At 71.9% G+C, this 15,453-nt stretch carries 12 protein-coding genes; all 12 read left to right on the top strand.

All coding sequences use genetic code 11. The annotated features are described in order from the left end of the window. Nucleotides 1–117 precede the first annotated feature (117 nt). The 12 genes from ACIQI8_RS20095 to moeZ all read left to right on the top strand — a co-directional run bounded on the left by ACIQI8_RS20095 (nucleotide 118) and on the right by moeZ (nucleotide 15,433). Nucleotides 118–1,299, top strand: a complete 1,182-nt coding sequence (locus tag ACIQI8_RS20095) for an alpha/beta fold hydrolase (RefSeq protein ID WP_402352095.1) — start codon at nucleotides 118–120, stop codon at nucleotides 1,297–1,299. A gap of 479 nt (nucleotides 1,300–1,778) precedes the next feature. Then, nucleotides 1,779–3,143, top strand: coding sequence for a DUF3152 domain-containing protein (locus tag ACIQI8_RS20090; RefSeq protein ID WP_402352092.1), 1,365 nt, complete (start codon nucleotides 1,779–1,781; stop codon nucleotides 3,141–3,143). A gap of 68 nt (nucleotides 3,144–3,211) precedes the next feature. Further along, nucleotides 3,212–3,307 carry an Ms4533A family Cys-rich leader peptide gene (locus tag ACIQI8_RS20085; RefSeq protein ID WP_401713139.1) on the top strand — a complete coding sequence of 32 codons (96 nt, stop codon included), beginning with the start codon at nucleotides 3,212–3,214 and terminating at the stop codon, nucleotides 3,305–3,307. Between the two features lie 173 nt (nucleotides 3,308–3,480). Further along, nucleotides 3,481–5,202 carry an ABC transporter substrate-binding protein gene (locus tag ACIQI8_RS20080; protein ID WP_402352089.1) on the top strand — a complete coding sequence of 574 codons (1,722 nt, stop codon included), beginning with the start codon at nucleotides 3,481–3,483 and terminating at the stop codon, nucleotides 5,200–5,202. Nucleotides 5,203–5,206: 4 nt separating this feature from the next. Further along, nucleotides 5,207–6,271, top strand: a complete 1,065-nt coding sequence (locus ACIQI8_RS20075; RefSeq protein WP_402352086.1) for an ABC transporter permease — start codon at nucleotides 5,207–5,209, stop codon at nucleotides 6,269–6,271. After that, nucleotides 6,268–7,266, top strand: coding sequence for an ABC transporter permease (locus ACIQI8_RS20070; RefSeq protein ID WP_402352083.1), 999 nt, complete (start codon nucleotides 6,268–6,270; stop codon nucleotides 7,264–7,266). Before ACIQI8_RS20075 ends, ACIQI8_RS20070 begins: the two co-directional genes overlap by 4 nt. Before the next feature lie 38 nt (nucleotides 7,267–7,304). Beyond that, entirely contained in the window at nucleotides 7,305–8,897 is a 1,593-nt protein-coding gene (locus ACIQI8_RS20065; protein ID WP_402352080.1) for a dipeptide ABC transporter ATP-binding protein, read from the top strand. A 306-nt stretch (nucleotides 8,898–9,203) separates the two neighbouring features. Continuing rightward, nucleotides 9,204–10,952, top strand: coding sequence for a DUF3492 domain-containing protein (locus tag ACIQI8_RS20060; protein ID WP_402352077.1), 1,749 nt, complete (start codon nucleotides 9,204–9,206; stop codon nucleotides 10,950–10,952). After that, nucleotides 10,949–12,361, top strand: coding sequence for a hypothetical protein (locus ACIQI8_RS20055; protein ID WP_402352074.1), 1,413 nt, complete (start codon nucleotides 10,949–10,951; stop codon nucleotides 12,359–12,361). Before ACIQI8_RS20060 ends, ACIQI8_RS20055 begins: the two co-directional genes overlap by 4 nt. 130 nt (nucleotides 12,362–12,491) lie before the next feature. Beyond that, complete coding sequence (locus ACIQI8_RS20050; protein WP_402352071.1) at nucleotides 12,492–13,454, top strand: NAD-dependent epimerase/dehydratase family protein; 963 nt, start codon at nucleotides 12,492–12,494, stop codon at nucleotides 13,452–13,454. Beyond that, nucleotides 13,442–14,191, top strand: coding sequence for a spherulation-specific family 4 protein (locus ACIQI8_RS20045; protein ID WP_402352068.1), 750 nt, complete (start codon nucleotides 13,442–13,444; stop codon nucleotides 14,189–14,191). The genes ACIQI8_RS20050 and ACIQI8_RS20045 overlap by 13 nt, the downstream gene beginning before the upstream one ends. A gap of 63 nt (nucleotides 14,192–14,254) precedes the next feature. After that, nucleotides 14,255–15,433 carry an adenylyltransferase/sulfurtransferase MoeZ gene (gene moeZ / locus ACIQI8_RS20040; protein ID WP_402352065.1) on the top strand — a complete coding sequence of 393 codons (1,179 nt, stop codon included), beginning with the start codon at nucleotides 14,255–14,257 and terminating at the stop codon, nucleotides 15,431–15,433. Nucleotides 15,434–15,453: the final 20 nt, after the last annotated feature.

The following is a 15,453-nucleotide window of genomic DNA, read 5'->3' as shown; positions in this document are numbered from 1 at the left end:
CAGCGGGTGCCCTCCACGAGCGTAGGAGACACAGGATCCGGACGCTATGCGACCGTGGGTGCGATCTGTGACGGCCAACACACGGGCCCCTACGTGATCGTCTCGTAACATTGCCGCATGTCTTCGACCGAGCCGCCGTCCGTGCCGGCGTCCAATGTGCTCCCGAAGGTGTCTCCCGTCAGGGTCGCGGACGGTGAGCGGCTCAGATCGGTCGGGCTGCCGGGCATCACGCTGACAGTCCGTTCGCGCCCTCCCGCGCGTGAGGGGCTGCCGCCCGCGCTCTACGTCCACGGCCTGGGCGGTTCCTCGCAGAACTGGTCGGTGCTGATGGAGCACCTGGAGGGCGTCGTCGACGGCGAGGCCCTCGATTTGCCGGGCTTCGGCGACTCCCCGCCACCGGACGACGGCGACTACTCGATCACCGGGCACGCGCGCGCGGTGATCCGCTACCTCGACGCGGCCGGCCGCGGTCCCGTGCACCTCTTCGGCAACTCGCTCGGCGGCGCGGTCACCACGCGCGTCGCGGCGCTGCGGCCCGACCTGGTGCGCACGTTGACCCTCGTGTCGCCGGCACTGCCCGAGATCCGGGTCCAGCGCAGCGCCGTGCCCACGGTGCTGATGGCGCTGCCCGGAGTGACCGGGCTGTTCACCCGGCTCACCCGGGAATGGACGGCGGAGCAGCGCGTCCAGGGCGTTCTGACGCTGTGTTACGGCGACCCCGGGATGGTGACGCCGGAAGGGCTCCACGACGCCGTGGAGGAGATGGAGCGGCGGCTGCAACTGCCGTACTTCTGGGACGCGATGACCCGCTCCGCGCGCGGGATCGTCAACGCGTACACGCTGGGCGGTCAGCACGGGCTGTGGCGCCAGGCCGAACGCGTCCTCGCGCCGACCCTGCTCGTCTACGGCGGCCGGGACCAGCTCGTCGGCTACCGCATGGCCCGCAAGGCGGCCCGCACCTTCCGCGACTCCCGCCTGCTGAGCCTGCCGGACGCGGGGCACGTGGCGATGATGGAGTACCCGGAGCTGGTGGCCCGGAGTTTCCGCGAACTCCTGGCCGATACGGGGGAGTCGGCGCCCTCCGACGCGCGGGGCGACTTGGCCGGTGGGACCCATGATGCCTACGGTGCCGGTGTCGCCGACGGCTCGTCAGTCGCCGGGCGCGGTGACGGTGGCGTCAAGAACGACGCTGCCGGCGAGAGCGTGAAATCCGAGCGCTCCAGGACTGTGGGTTCGAGGACGGGGCGTGCGAAGGTGGCCGGCGAGGGTGACGGAGTCGGCGAGAGCGCGAGGAGCTGAGGGGGGACGTGGGACGCCACAGCCGTCGCGGGCTCGCCAAGGGCGAGGCCGCGGACATAGGCGCGGGGCGGGGTGCTCGGACGGCGCGATCGGAGTCCGGGGCCGCGTCCGCCGCTGCCGCGGGCGGGGGGCCGAGTGCGGCGTCCTCGCAGGGGCGGCAGCCGGATCGGCGACCGGAACAGGGGCAGCAACGGCAGTGGCCGGGTGCGGCTTCGGGGACCGGGGCGGACGCGGGCCGGGGGCCCGGTTCCGGTGCGGTGCCTCAGGTGCCCGGGCCTCGGCGTGGGGACGGTCCGGCTTCCGGTGCGGTTCCCGGGGCGTGGCAGCGGGCCGGCCGGCCTCAGCAGGGCGCCGGTTGGCCTCAGCAAGGACAGCGGCAAGGTCAGCAGCAGGGACAGAGACAGCAACAGAGACAGCAACAGCAGCAGGGACAGTGGCAGGGCCCGGGAGGTCCGGGCGGTCGGAGTGGAGCGGCGCGGATGGCTGACGGGACGCCGGCGCACGGCTTTCCGAGGCCCGCCGACGGGACGCCCGCGCGCGGGGTACCGCGACTTCCTGACGGGACGCCTGCGCACGGTTTTCCCCGGCTTCCGGATGGCACGCCTGCGCATGGCTTCCCTCGTCTTCCCGACGGCACGCCTGCGCACGGTTTTCCCCGGCTTCCTGACGGGACCCCCGCGCACGGTTTCCCCCGGCTTCCCGACGGGACACCCGCGCATGGTTTCCCCCAGGTGCGCGGGGGGCACCCGCAGCAGCGTGAATCCGGTGGTGGGTGGGGCGAGTTGAGGGGCGCAGGCGCGCCGGGGACCGGTGCTGCCGCGCCGCGGCGGCGACAGAAACCCTCGGGCGGTCCGCGGCAGGACTACGTCGACGCCTTCGGTGAGGACGACGACGTCTTCGCCCCGCGTGGCCGAACCGCGACCGACCTCTACGACTCCGGTACCGAGTGGGACCGCCGTACCCGCGTCGGTGTCCCCTCCGAGACCGACACCGACGACCTCGACGCGCCGCCGACGGGCGTGCCCGCGACGGCCAAGGGCGCCAAGGGGCGGGCCTTCACCGGAATCGCGGCCGCCGCCGTCGTCACCGTGCTGGCCGTCGTCGTCGCCGGCCAGGTCGCGGACGGACGTGACGACAACGGCGTACGGACGCAGGCGGCCACGGATCAGGGGCGGGACGCCCGGGACTCGTCCTCGCGCGGGGACGGGCGGCCGACGCCGTCCTCGTCGCCGCGTGTGGCGACGCTGACGTACACGCAGAAGATGGACAAGAAGTACCCGCTGAGCGCCAAGCTCAAGGGGTCCGGGAAGTTCGACGCGATCCCCGGGATCGCCAAGGCGTCCGGCAAGGGGCAGAAGTACACCTACCGCGTGGACGTGGAGCAGGGGCTCGGCCTCGACGGGGAACTGTTCGCCGCCGCCGTGCAGAAGACGCTCAACGACGACCGGAGCTGGGCGCACAACGGCGCCCGTACCTTCGAGCGCGTCTACTCCGGCGAACCGGACTTCGTGATCACGCTCGCCAGCCCCGGGACGACCGCCGAGTGGTGCGCCAAGTCCGGTCTGGATACCACCGAGGACAACGTGTCCTGCGACTCGGCCTCCACCGAGCGAGTGATGATCAACGCATACAGATGGGCGCAGGGGTCGACGACCTACGGTGACGAGATTCACGCCTACCGGCAGATGTTGATCAACCATGAGGTGGGTCACCGACTGGGCTACCACCATGTGACCTGCGACAAGAACGGCCAGCTCGCGCCAGTGATGCAGCAGCAGACCAAGTTCCTTGACCATGACGGAATCCACTGTCTGCCCAACCCCTGGCCGTACCCCGGAAGTTGACGCACAGGGTGACCGGTGGCGCTTATGTCACATTGACATGCGTTGATCGGTCATACATATTGCTGCGCATGTGGTCTAGTCAATCCGTCGAGAACAGCGCCGCCATCGAGCTGGCGCTCATCGGCGTGACCCCGCTCTGCGTGGCCGACATCCACTGTCGCTGACGTTCGCCCCTGGGCGTTCGCGTCGCGATCTCTCTTCTCCGCCGTGACCTGGTCATGGCCTCTCGACGACCTGACGCCCGGGCAGACGTCTGTTCACTTTCGTCTCACCCCTCGTCAATCCGTCTCACCATTCGAGCCACGTGGCTCGAACCACCCGAGAGGTCGTCATTCCGATGCGTCAATCGTCCGTACACAGCCGCAGAGTGGTCGCGGCATCCGTAGGCCTGGTTCTGGCAGCGGGTGTCGCCGCCTGCGGACCGGACGACAACGATGCCAAGGCCTCCGGTGGCGGCGACTCCACGCCGCACAAGGGCGGCACGCTCACGGTCCTGAACTCCGACCCGCAGCAGGACTTCGACCCGGCCCGCCTGTACACCTCCGGCGGCGGCAACGTCCCGTCCCTGGTCTTCCGTACGCTCACCACCCGCAACCGCGAGAGCGGCGCGGCCGGCGCCAAGGTCGTCCCGGACCTCGCCACCGACACCGGGCGCCCCAACAAGGACGCCACCGAGTGGACGTACACCCTGAAGAAGGGCCTCAAGTACGAGGACGGCACGGCGATCACGTCCGCCGACATCAAGTACGGCATCGAGCGCTCCTTCGCGCCCGAGCTGTCCGGCGGCGCGCCCTACCTGCGGGACTGGCTGGTCGGCGCGGCCGACTACCAGGGGCCCTACAAGGACAAGAAGGGTCTGTCGGCGATCGAGACGCCGGACAGCAGCACCATCGTGTTCCACCTGAACAAGCCCGAGGGCGAGTTCCCGTACCTGGCCACGCAGACGCAGTTCACGCCCGTCCCCCAGGCCAAGGACACCGGCACGAAGTACGAGGAGCACCCGGTCTCGTCCGGCCCCTACAAGGTCGTCACGAACGAGAACGACGGCGAGCACCTCGTCCTGGAGCGCAACACCTACTGGTCGGCCTCCGTCGACGACGAGCGCAAGGCGTACCCGGACAAGATCGACGTACGGTCCGGGCTCGACTCCTCCGTGATCAACCAGCGGCTGTCGGCGTCCCAAGGGGCGGACGCGACCGCGGTCACCACGGACACCAACCTCGGTCCGGCCGAGCTCGCGAAGGTGTCCGGCGACAAGAAGCTGGCCGCGCGCGTGGGCACCGGGCACTTCGGCTACACGAACTACATCGCCTTCAACCCGACGGTGAAGCCGTTCGACAACGCCAAGGTGCGCGAGGCGGTCTCGTACGCCATCGACCGCTCGTCCGTGATCAACGCGGCCGGCGGTTCCGCGCTGGCGGAGTCCGCGACGACCTTCCTGCCCAACCAGAAGTCCTTCGGCTACACGCCCTACGACCTCTTCCCGGCGGGGGCGACCGGCAACGCGGCGAAGGCCAAGGAGCTGTTGAAGGAGGCCGGTTATCCGAACGGGCTCACCGTCACGCTGACCCACTCCAACAGCAAGGACTTCGAGACCAGCCCCGAGATCGCGACCGCGATCCAGGACGCGCTCAAGAAGGCCGGCATCACGGTCAAGCTGCAGGGCCTGGAGGACAACGACTACCGGGACAAGATCCACAACGTGAAGACCGAGCCCGGCTTCTTCCTCGCCCACTGGGGTGCCGACTGGCCCTCCGGCGGTCCCTTCCTGGCGCCGATCTTCGACGGCCGGCAGATCGTCAAGGACGGCTCCAACTTCAACAACGGCCTGTTGAACGACAAGTCGGTCAATGCCGAGATTGACGCGATCAACAAGTTGACCGATCTTGACGCTGCCGCCAAGCGGTGGGGTGCTCTGGACAAGAAGATCGGCGAGCAGGCGCTCACCGTGCCGCTGTTCCACCCCGTCTACAAGCGACTGGTCGGCCAGGACATCAAGAACGTCGTGATCAGCGACTGGACCGGTGTGCTGGACATCTCGCAGGTCGCGGTCAAGTAGCGCCGTGAGCGAGGCACTTGTCGCCGCCGAGACCCCCGGGACGGGCATCGAACCCGTCCCGGGGGTCTCGGGGGCCCGTCAGTTCTGGCGGCGGCTGCGCGCGCAGCGGGCCGCCCTCGTCGCGGCGGCCCTCGTCGCCCTGCTGATCCTGGTCGCGCTCGCCGCGCCGCTGCTCACGGCGATCGAGGGCCAGGACCCGACCTCCTACCACCCCTCGCTCATCGACTCCGCGCGCGGGGGCGTGCCGATCGGCTCCTTCGGGGGCATCGGCGGCCACCACTGGCTGGGCGTCGAACCGCAGACCGGGCGCGATCTGTTCGCGCGGCTGGTCTACGGCGCCCGCGTCTCCCTGGGGGTCGCGTTCGCCGCGACCGTCATCCAGGTCCTCGTGGGCGTGGTGATGGGCATCGCGGCCGCGCTCGGCAGTGGATGGGTTGATCAACTGTTGAGCCGGATCACGGACATCTTCATCGCCATGCCATTGATGATCATGGCATTGGCACTGCTCGCGATCGTCCCGTCGAGCTTCCCGCGGCCCGTCCTGGTCACCCTGGTCATCGGGTTCATCGCGTGGGGCACCATCGCGAAGATCGTGCGCGCCCAGACGCTCACCCTCAAGGGGCTGGACTACGTCTCCGCCGCCCGGCTCAGCGGCTGGGGCACCTGGCGGATCGCCCGCAGGGAACTGCTGCCCGGGCTCGCCGCGCCGGTCATCACCTACGCGGCGATCCTCATGCCGGTCAACATCAGCATCGAGGCCGCCCTGTCCTTCCTCGGCGTCGGCGTGAAGCCGCCGACACCGTCGTGGGGGCAGATGCTCACCTCGGCCGACGTCTGGTACCAGGCCGCCCCGCAGTACCTCCTGCTCCCGGCCGGCGCGCTGTTCGTCACCGTGCTCGCGCTGACCGTCCTGGGCGACGGCGTCCGTATCGCCCTCGACCCGCGCGCCGCGTCCCGCCTGAGCGTCGGCACGGGCCGCAGGCGCGAGGCGAGGGCGACGACGAAGGGTGAGGCCGAGGCCGGGTCCGGGAAGGGCGTGACCGAGACAGGCGAGGAGGGCACCGCATGAGCGGCTTCGGAGGTTTCGTCCTGCGCCGCGCCGTCGGCACCGTGGTGACCCTGCTGGCCATCTCGGTGATCGTCTACGTCGTCTTCTACGCCACTCCCGGCAACGTCGCCCAGATCACCTGCGGCCCGCGCTGCTCCCCGGAGCAGGTGCACCAGGTCGCCCAGCAACTCAAGCTCGACGACCCCTTGTACGTGCGCTACTGGCACTTCCTGGTGGGCCTGGTCGCCGGTCAGGACTACTCCACGGGAACCTCGGTGGAGCACTGCTCGGCGCCCTGCCTCGGCCTCTCGTACCAGAGCGACCAGCAGGTCATGGACATCATCCTGACCAAGCTCCCGGTGAGCCTCTCGCTGGTGCTCGGCGCGATGGTCCTGTGGCTGATCCTCGGCGTCGGCACCGGTGTGCTCTCCGCCTGGCGACGCGGCCGGTTCACCGAGCGGCTGCTGACCGCCCTGACGCTGGCCGGCTGGGCCACCCCGGTCTTCGTCATCGGCCTGGTCCTGATGATCGTCGTCTGCGGCGAACTGCAACTGCTGCCCTTCCCGCAGTACGTGAAGTTCACCGACGACCCCGAACAGTGGGCGTGGAACCTCCTGCTGCCCTGGCTCTCGCTCGCCCTCATCGAGGCCGCGGCCTTCGCCCGGATGACCAGGGCGTCGATGCTGGAGACGCTGGCCGAGGACCACATCCGCACCTTCCGGGCCTACGGCGTCGCCGAGCGGACGATCGTCGGACGCCACGCGCTGCGCGGCGCGCTGGCGCCCGTCATCGCGCTCAACGCCAACAACGTCGGCTCGGCGATCGGCGGCGCGGTCCTCACCGAGACCCTCTTCGGGCTCCCCGGCATCGGCCAGGAGCTCGTCCACGCGGTCAATGTGGTCGATCTGCCGGTCGTCGTCGGCATGGTCCTGGTCATCGGGTTCTTCGTGGTCCTCGCCAACGCCGTCGCGGACGTGCTGTACGCGCTGGCCGACCGACGGGTGGTACTGACGTGAGTCCGGGAAGTACTGGCGTGAGTCCGGGTGGTACTGACGTGAATCTCGTCCAAGTCACGGACCTGACCGTCGAGTTCGGCGACCTGCGGGCCGTCGACGGCCTCTCCTTCAGCCTGGCGCCGGGGGCCGCGGTCGCCCTGGTCGGCGAGTCCGGCTCCGGGAAGTCCACCGTCGCCTCGGCCCTGTTGGGGCTGCACCGCGGCACGGGCGCGCGGGTCGGCGGCTCGATCGAGGTAGCCGGCGTGGACGTACAGAAGGCGTCCGACGACGAACTGCGGCGGCTGCGCGGGGCGAAGGCCGCCATGGTCTTCCAGGACCCGCTGTCCTCGCTCGACCCGTACTACGCGATCGGCGACCAGATCGCCGAGGTGTACCGCGTGCACACGCGCGTGTCGCGGCGAGCGGCACGCGCGCGTGCGGTGGAGGTGCTGGAGCGAGTTGGAATTCCGGACGCACAGCGCCGGTCGCGGTCCCGCCCGCACGAGTTCAGCGGCGGTATGCGCCAGCGCGCGCTCATCGCGATGGCGCTCGCGTGCGAGCCGGACCTGCTGATCGCCGACGAGCCGACCACCGCGCTCGACGTCACCGTCCAGGCCCAGATCCTCGACCTGCTGCACACGCTGCGCGAGGAGACGGGCATGGGGCTGCTGCTCGTCACGCACGACGTGGGCGTCGCCGCCGAGAGCGTCGACGACGTGCTCGTCATGCGGCACGGGCGCGTGGTGGAACACGGGGCGATCGCTGACGTCCTGGGGGCGCCCGTCCAGCCGTACACCAAGCAGTTGCTGGCTGCCGTCCCGCGCGTGGACGCGCCGCGAGCACCTTCGCAGCCGTCCGAGGAGGTCGTCCTGGAGGCCGTCGGGCTCAGGCGTGAATTCGGGCGCGGGAAGCGGGCGTTCACGGCCGTGGGCGACGTGTCGCTGACGATCCGCCGGGGCGAGACCCTCGGGGTCGTGGGCGAGAGCGGCAGCGGCAAGACGACCCTCGGGCGGATGCTGGTCGGGCTGCTGGAGCCGACGGCGGGGGAGGTCCGTTACGAGGGCCACACGCGCGTGGGCGTGCGACCGGCAGTGCAGATGGTCTTCCAGGACCCCGTCTCCTCCCTCAACCCCCGCCGCAGCGTGGGCGAGTCGATAGCCGATCCGCTCCGCGCGCGGGGAGAGCGGGACGAGCAGCGGATCAGGGGGCGCGTGACGGAACTGCTGGAGCGTGTGGGGCTCGAAGCGGCGCACTACGACCGCTACCCGCACGAGTTCAGCGGAGGCCAGCGCCAGCGCGTGGGCATCGCGCGGGCGCTCGCGGCCGACCCGCGCGTGATCGTCTGCGACGAGCCCGTCTCCGCGCTGGACGTGACCACCCAGGCCCAGGTGGTGGCCCTGCTCGGCGAGTTGCAGCGGGAACTCGGACTCGCGCTCGTCTTCATCGCGCACGACCTCGCCGTCGTGCGGCAGGTGAGCGACCGGGTCGCGGTGATGCGCCGTGGCCGGATCGTCGAGTCCGGCCCCGCCGACGAGGTGTACGACAGCCCGCAGGACCCGTACACCAAGCAGCTCCTGGCCGCCGTACCGGCACTGGATCCGCAGGTCGCGGCGCGGCGCCGGGCCGAACGGCGAGAGCTGGCCGCTGCCTGACGGAACGTAACTGCTTGATCCCTTAGCGCGATCGAACGCGATCCGCACGGGAAAGTTACGAGCGTTCACCCCTTCTGGTGGGGGGGGGGGGGCCCCCCCCCCCCCCCCCCCCCCCGCGCCCCCCCCCCGCCCCGCCGCCCGCCCCCCCCCCCGCCCCCCCCCCCCCCCCCGCCCCCCGGGGCGCGGGGGGGGGGGGGCCCCCCCCCCCCCCCCCCCCCCCCCCACCGCCTTGTCCGCATACGTTCGTCCCGCTGCGAGTCGCCGGGTCAACGGCGGCTCCCCATACGGGAGATCGGGGGTGCACCTGTGCGCATCGGACTGCTTACGGAGGGTGGCTATCCGTATGTGAGCGGTGATGCCAGGCTCTGGTGCGACCGGCTCGTGCGCGGGCTCGGGCAGCACGAGTTCGACATCTACGCGCTCAGCCGCAGCGAGCGCCAGGAGGCCGAGGGCTGGGTCGAGTTGCCGCCGCAGGTCAGCCGGGTGCGGACGGCTCCGCTGTGGGGCGCGGAGGACGACGGGGTGAGCTACGGGCGCCGCGCGCGCCGACGGTTCGCCGAGCACTACGGCGAGTTGGCCGCCGTGCTGTGTGCGGGGGCGGCCGCGGAGGGCGCGGGGGGAGATTCCGGTTCCTCCGAGGAGGCGTCCGCCGTTCAGGCGGACCGTTTCGGCACTGCTCTGTACGGGCTCGCCGAACTCGCCCGCGACGAGGGCGGGCTGGTGGGCGCGCTGCGCTCCGAGGCCGCCGTGAGCGCCCTTGAGCGCGCTTGTCGTGCGCCTGGCGCCCTGCGTGCGGCGCGAGAGGCGCGCGTACCCGATCTCCTCGCCGTGGCCGCGCAGTTGGAGCGCGCCCTGCGCCCCCTCTCGCTCGACTGGTGCGAGGAGGACGGGCTCGGCTCGGTCGACCTCTGCCACGCGGCGTCCGGCGGCCCGGCCGCCCTGCCCGGGCTGCTCGCCCACCACTTCTTCGGCGTGCCCCTGCTGGTGACCGAGTACGGGGTGCGGCTGCGTACGCACTACCTGGCCGCCGCCGAGGCGCCGCCGGCCGTGCGGTCCCTGCTCGCCGCCTTCCACGGCAGGCTCGCCGCCGAGATCTACGACCGGGCCACGATCGTCACGCCCGGCAACACGCACGCCCGCCGCTGGCAGGAACGCTGCGGCGCCGACCGGGCCAAGCTGCGCACGGTCTACCCGGGCATGGACGCCACGCACTTCGCCGAGGTGGGGGAGTCCTCGGAGTGCGCGGACCCCGACACGCTGGTGTGGGTCGGGCGCGTCGAGCCCACCAAGGACCTGGTGTCACTGCTGCACGCCTTCGCGGAGATCCGCAAGGAGGAGCCGAAGACCCGGCTGCGGATCGTCGGTACGCCGGTCGGCACCGAGGGCGCGGCCTATCTGGGGCACTGCCGGGCGCTCGCCGCGCAGCTCTTCCCAGACGAGGCCGACGGGATGCACGCCGTCGGCGACAACCCCGTGTCCTTCGAGGAGATCGGCGGACCGGACATGCCCGCACCGGCCGACGCGTACGCCGCCGGCGCGGTGACCGTGCTGTCCAGCGTCGTCGAAGGCTTCCCGATCACTCTTGTCGAGGCCATGTTCTGCGGACGGGCGACGGTGTCCACGGACGTCGGCGCGGTGGTGGAGGTCATCGGGGGCACGGGGCTCGTCGTACCGCCGCGCAACCCCCGGGCGCTCGCGGAGGCGTGCGTGACGCTGCTGCGCGACCCCGAGCGCCGTGCGCGCCTGGGCGCCGCCGCCCGCGCGCGGGCGCTCGAACTGTTCACCGTCGAGCAGAACGTCACGGCATTTCACAGCATTTACCTGGAGATCGTCTCGCACACACCGGTACGTCGGGTCGTCCTGGACGACACCGGTGAACCGCTGCCCTTCGCCGCCCCCGCCGAGGCCCACGTGCCCGGCCGCTGGACCGGCCCCGCCGCCCGCGTCGTCGCCCGCGGCGGACCCGGCTGGGCGGCGGGCGCCCCGGTGAGGGCGACGACGGTGACGCCGACCGCGACACCGGCCACGACGCCTGCTGCGGAGGGGGCCCGATGAGCGACTTGGGAGAACTGGACCGACCTGGCACGCCGACGAATCCCGGGGCGTGGGACGAGCGGTCGGGGGAGTGGATTCGGGGGGACGGAGAGCCTGGTGACGGGAGCGCGGGAGGCAGGGAACCCGGGAGCGGCGGCGCGGACCGTGGTGACGGGAGCGCGGGGAGCGGGGAACCCGGGAGCGGCGGCGCGAGCCGTGGCGACGGGAGCGCGGGACAAGGGCGCACCGGCGTACGCGCCGCCGCAACCCTCCCCACCGCACTCCCCGCACCGGGCACCGAAGCCCCCGCCCCCCGTCGCCGCGCCACCGCCGCCGACCCGGTCAAGGCACTGATGCACCGTCACCGCGACCTGTGCGAACGGGCCGTGGACCCGCTGGAGATCGCGGCCGGGCTGGAGGCGCACGGTGTCACCGACCGGACGGCGACGCGCTTCCGGCACCGGGACGTGTTCTCGCTCGCGGAGGAGATGTACGCCCGCGCCTCCCACGGCGAGGAGACACGGCCGACCCCCGAGACCCCGTCGGCCCCGGACGCACGCGCCGGCTGGATCCTGCTCGCCCTCCTGCCGGGCACGCTGTGCGCGGCGACCGTGATCGGCCTGCCCTTCACCCACGGCCGGACCCGTCTGATCGTCGCAGGCGTCGGCGTTCTCGCCGTGGCGCTCGGCCTGCGCGCGGTGCTCGCCCGCGGCCCGCTGGGCGTGACCGACCGCACGCCGTCGGGACGCCCCGCCCCGCACACCCCCGCCACCGGTCTGTGGGCGTGCTGGCTCATCGCCTACGCCCTGTTCGGCGACGGGCTCCTGAACGCGGCCGTCGGCGGCGGCCCCGACAGCCTGCCCACCGGCGCGGCCGACGGTCCCTGGCCCGTCGCCACCGCCTCCGTCCTGGCGCTCACCCTGGCCTGCGCCCCCGCCGTCTGGAGCGCCCACCTCTTCACGGTGCGCGCCCGGCGAAGACTGACGACCAGCCGCGGCCTGGCGGACTTCGCCGCCTCCGTACGGCCGCTGCTGCTGGGCACGTTCGCCCTGTTCCTGTGCGCCCTGACGGCCCTGCTCGCCGGGTGCGCCGCCGCGCTGGACCAGCCCGCGGCCTACGCCCAGGCACTGGCCCTCGGCGCCCTCCTGTTCCTCGCCCGCCTCCTCACCACCCACGGCTTCACCCATGCACCCGCGCTCGTCCTCACCGCCACGGCCACGGCCGAGGCGGCAGCCCTGGTCACGGTCTTCGCGGCCCGCCTTCCCGGCTGCGGCTTCTTCGCCGCCCCCGTGGAAGCCCTCGTCGACGCCACGGGCCCGGGCAGTGTCCCGGCCCTGGCCTGCGCGGCGGCCGCCCTGACCCTGCTGGTCCATGCGACCCGCACCCTCACCCGGGCCTCGGCCCACGCACCGGCCGACCGGCCGTGCTGACCCGGCACACCCCGCCCACCGCCCATCGCGCCGCGGGCGCCCGACCCCGAGGCAACGGCACCACCCTCGCTGAAGGAGAACACCAAATGATCACCTCCCGACCCGAACCCTCGGCTCCGGGAGCCGTGCGATGAGAGTTCTGCTGATCGGAGCCAACGGCTACCTGGGCCGCTTCGTCGCCGACCGTCTGCTCGCCGACCCCGCCGTCCAGCTCACCGCGCTCGGCCGCGGCGACGACGCCGACGTCCGCTTCGACCTCGCGTCCGGCAGCCCCGGCGCCCTCACCCGCTTCCTCGACGCGGTCCATCCCGGCGTGGTCGTCAACTGCGCCGGCGCCACCCGAGGCGGCGCCCGTGAACTCGCGCGGCACAACACCGTCGCCGTCGCCACCGTCTGCGAGGCCCTGCGCCGCAGCGGCTGCGGCGCCCGGCTGGTGCAGATCGGCTGCGGCGCCGAGTACGGCCCCAGCCAGCCCGGCTCCTCCACCGCGGAGGACGCCGTGCCGCGCCCCGGCGGCCCGTACGGCGTCAGCAAACTCGCCGCCACCGAACTCGTCCTCGGCTCCGGCCTGGACGCGGTCGTGCTGCGGGTCTTCTCACCGGCCGGACCCGGCACGCCCGCCGGCTCGCCGCTGGGCCGGCTCGCCGAGGCCATGCGGCGCGCCATGCAGTCAGGCGACGGCGAGCTGAAACTCGCCGGCCTCGGCGCCCAGCGCGACTTCGTCGACGTACGCGACGTGGCGCGCGCCGTGCACGCGGCCTCGCTCTCCGCCGCCCAGGGCGTCATCAACATCGGCTCGGGCCGTGCCGTCCGGCTGCGTGACGCCGCCGCCACGCTCGCGCGGGTGGCCGGATACGGCGGCGCCCTGCACGAACTGGACGGCCCGCCCGGCCCCTTGATGCGGACCGGCATCGGCCACCCGCGCGGCGAGTCCGACCACGCCTCCCCGGTCGCGTACCCGTACCCGGACGGCTGCGGCAGCTGGCAGCAGGCCGATGTGCGCACCGCGCGCGACCGGCTCGGCTGGCGGCCCCGGATCAACCTCGAAGAGTCCCTGGCCGACATCTGGATGGAGGCGGCATGCCGCATCTGACCAGCACCAGGACCGGCACCGCGAGCACCGACGTCCGTACCGGGCTCGGCATCCCGGGCTACGCCCACCCCCTGGTCGCGCCCACCGAGTGGGGCGAACTCACCCGCCCCGGCACCCCCTTGCACTGGGTCGTCCTCGACGTCGCCGACGGCCCCGGCGCCCGCCCCGACCCGCACTGCCTGGAGGCGGCGGGGCGGCTGCGCAACGCGGGCGTGCGGGTCCTCGGCAACCTCGACAGCGCGTACGGGGCCCGCACCTTCGGCGAGCTGATCTCCGACGCGCACCGCTACCGCGACTGGTACCGGGTCGACGGCTTCCTCGTGGACCGCTGCCCGACGGAGCTCGCCCCGCTCCCCGAGATCCGGCGCACGGTGGACACGCTCCGCTCGATCTGCGACGACGCGCACGTCGTCCTCGGTCACGGCACCCACCCGCACCCCGGGTACGTCGAGTGCGGCGACCAGTTGGTCACCTTCACCGGGTCCTGGAGCGACTACCGCTGGTCGCAGGTGGCCGAGTGGACCGCGGACCATCCGCCCGAGCGCTTCTGCCACTTCGTCCACGGAGTGCCCGGGCCCCACCTCGAAGAGGCGCTGCGCATCGCCCGCTGGCAGGGCGCCGCGACGATCTACTTCACCGACCGCACGGACAGAGGCGGACGCGCCGATCCCTGGGAGACCCTGCCCGGCTACTGGGACGACATCGTCTCGCGGGTCGGGACGGGTGTCTCGGAATGAAGATGGGCATGGCAGTGTTACAGGGAGAACAACCGTAGTGATTGACCGATCAACGGAGTCCCCGTGTCGCTGCCACCCCTGGTCGAGCCAGCTGCTGAGCTCACCGTAGACGAGGTCCGCAGGTACTCCCGCCACCTGATCATCCCGGACGTCGGGATGGACGGGCAGAAGCGGCTGAAGAACGCCAAGGTGCTGTGTGTGGGCGCCGGCGGCCTGGGCTCGCCGGCGCTGATGTACCTGGCCGCGGCGGGCGTGGGCACGCTCGGCATCGTGGAGTTCGACGAGGTCGACGAGTCGAACCTGCAGCGTCAGATCATCCACAGCCAGGCCGACATCGGCCGCTCCAAGGCCGCGTCCGCGCGCGACTCGGTCCTCGGCATCAATCCGTACGTGAACGTCGTCCTCCACGAAGAGCGGCTCGAGGCCGAGAACGTGATGGACATCTTCAGCCAGTACGACCTGATCGTCGACGGCACGGACAACTTCGCGACCCGCTACCTGGTCAACGACGCCTGCGTGCTGCTGAACAAGCCGTACGTGTGGGGCTCGATCTACCGCTTCGACGGCCAGGCCTCGGTCTTCTGGTCCGAGCACGGCCCCTGCTACCGCTGCCTCTACCCGGAGCCCCCGCCCCCCGGCATGGTCCCCTCCTGCGCCGAGGGCGGCGTCCTGGGCGTGCTGTGCGCGTCCGTCGGCTCCATCCAGGTCACCGAGGCCATCAAGGTCCTCACCGGCATCGGTGAGCCCCTCGTCGGCCGCCTGATGATCTACGACGCCCTGGAGATGCAGTACCGCCAGGTGAAGGTCCGCAAGGATCCCAACTGCGCGGTCTGCGGCGAGAACCCGACCGTCACCGAGCTCATCGATTACGAGGCCTTCTGCGGCGTCGTCTCCGAGGAGGCCCAGGAGGCGGCCGCCGGCTCGACGATCACTCCCAAGCAGCTCAAGGAGTGGATCGACGACGGCGAGAACATCGAGATCATCGACGTCCGCGAGATCAACGAGTACGAGATCGTCTCCATCCCGGGCGCCAAGCTGATCCCGAAGAACGAGTTCCTCATGGGCACCGCCCTGGAGACCCTCCCCCAGGACAAGAAGATCGTCCTGCACTGCAAGACGGGTGTCCGCAGTGCCGAGGTCCTCGCGGTCCTGAAGTCCGCGGGCTTCTCCGACGCCGTGCACGTCGGCGGCGGCGTGATCGGCTGGGTCAACCAGATCGAGCCGGACAAGCCGGTGTACTAGAGGGACAAGCCGGTGTACCA

Origin of the sequence: Streptomyces sp. NPDC092369, from assembly GCF_044755245.1 — a bacterium.
Taxonomy (GTDB): domain Bacteria; phylum Actinomycetota; class Actinomycetes; order Streptomycetales; family Streptomycetaceae; genus Streptomyces.
Note: the sequence above shows the minus strand (reverse complement) of the source record. Positions and strands in the feature narration are given on the sequence as shown.

What these genes read in the sequence shown, in the direction of transcription:
- ACIQI8_RS20055 (WP_402352074.1), top strand. Translation starts at nt 10,949, where the DNA reads ATGAGCGACTTGGGAGAACTGGACCGACCTGGCACGCCGACGAATCCC.
- ACIQI8_RS20045 (WP_402352068.1), top strand. Translation starts at nt 13,442, where the DNA reads ATGCCGCATCTGACCAGCACCAGGACCGGCACCGCGAGCACCGACGTC.
- ACIQI8_RS20050 (WP_402352071.1), top strand. Translation starts at nt 12,492, where the DNA reads ATGAGAGTTCTGCTGATCGGAGCCAACGGCTACCTGGGCCGCTTCGTC.
- ACIQI8_RS20095 (WP_402352095.1), top strand. Translation starts at nt 118, where the DNA reads ATGTCTTCGACCGAGCCGCCGTCCGTGCCGGCGTCCAATGTGCTCCCG.
- ACIQI8_RS20080 (WP_402352089.1), top strand. Translation starts at nt 3,481, where the DNA reads ATGCGTCAATCGTCCGTACACAGCCGCAGAGTGGTCGCGGCATCCGTA.
- ACIQI8_RS20090 (WP_402352092.1), top strand. Translation starts at nt 1,779, where the DNA reads ATGGCTGACGGGACGCCGGCGCACGGCTTTCCGAGGCCCGCCGACGGG.
- ACIQI8_RS20070 (WP_402352083.1), top strand. Translation starts at nt 6,268, where the DNA reads ATGAGCGGCTTCGGAGGTTTCGTCCTGCGCCGCGCCGTCGGCACCGTG.
- ACIQI8_RS20085 (WP_401713139.1), top strand. Translation starts at nt 3,212, where the DNA reads ATGTGGTCTAGTCAATCCGTCGAGAACAGCGCCGCCATCGAGCTGGCG.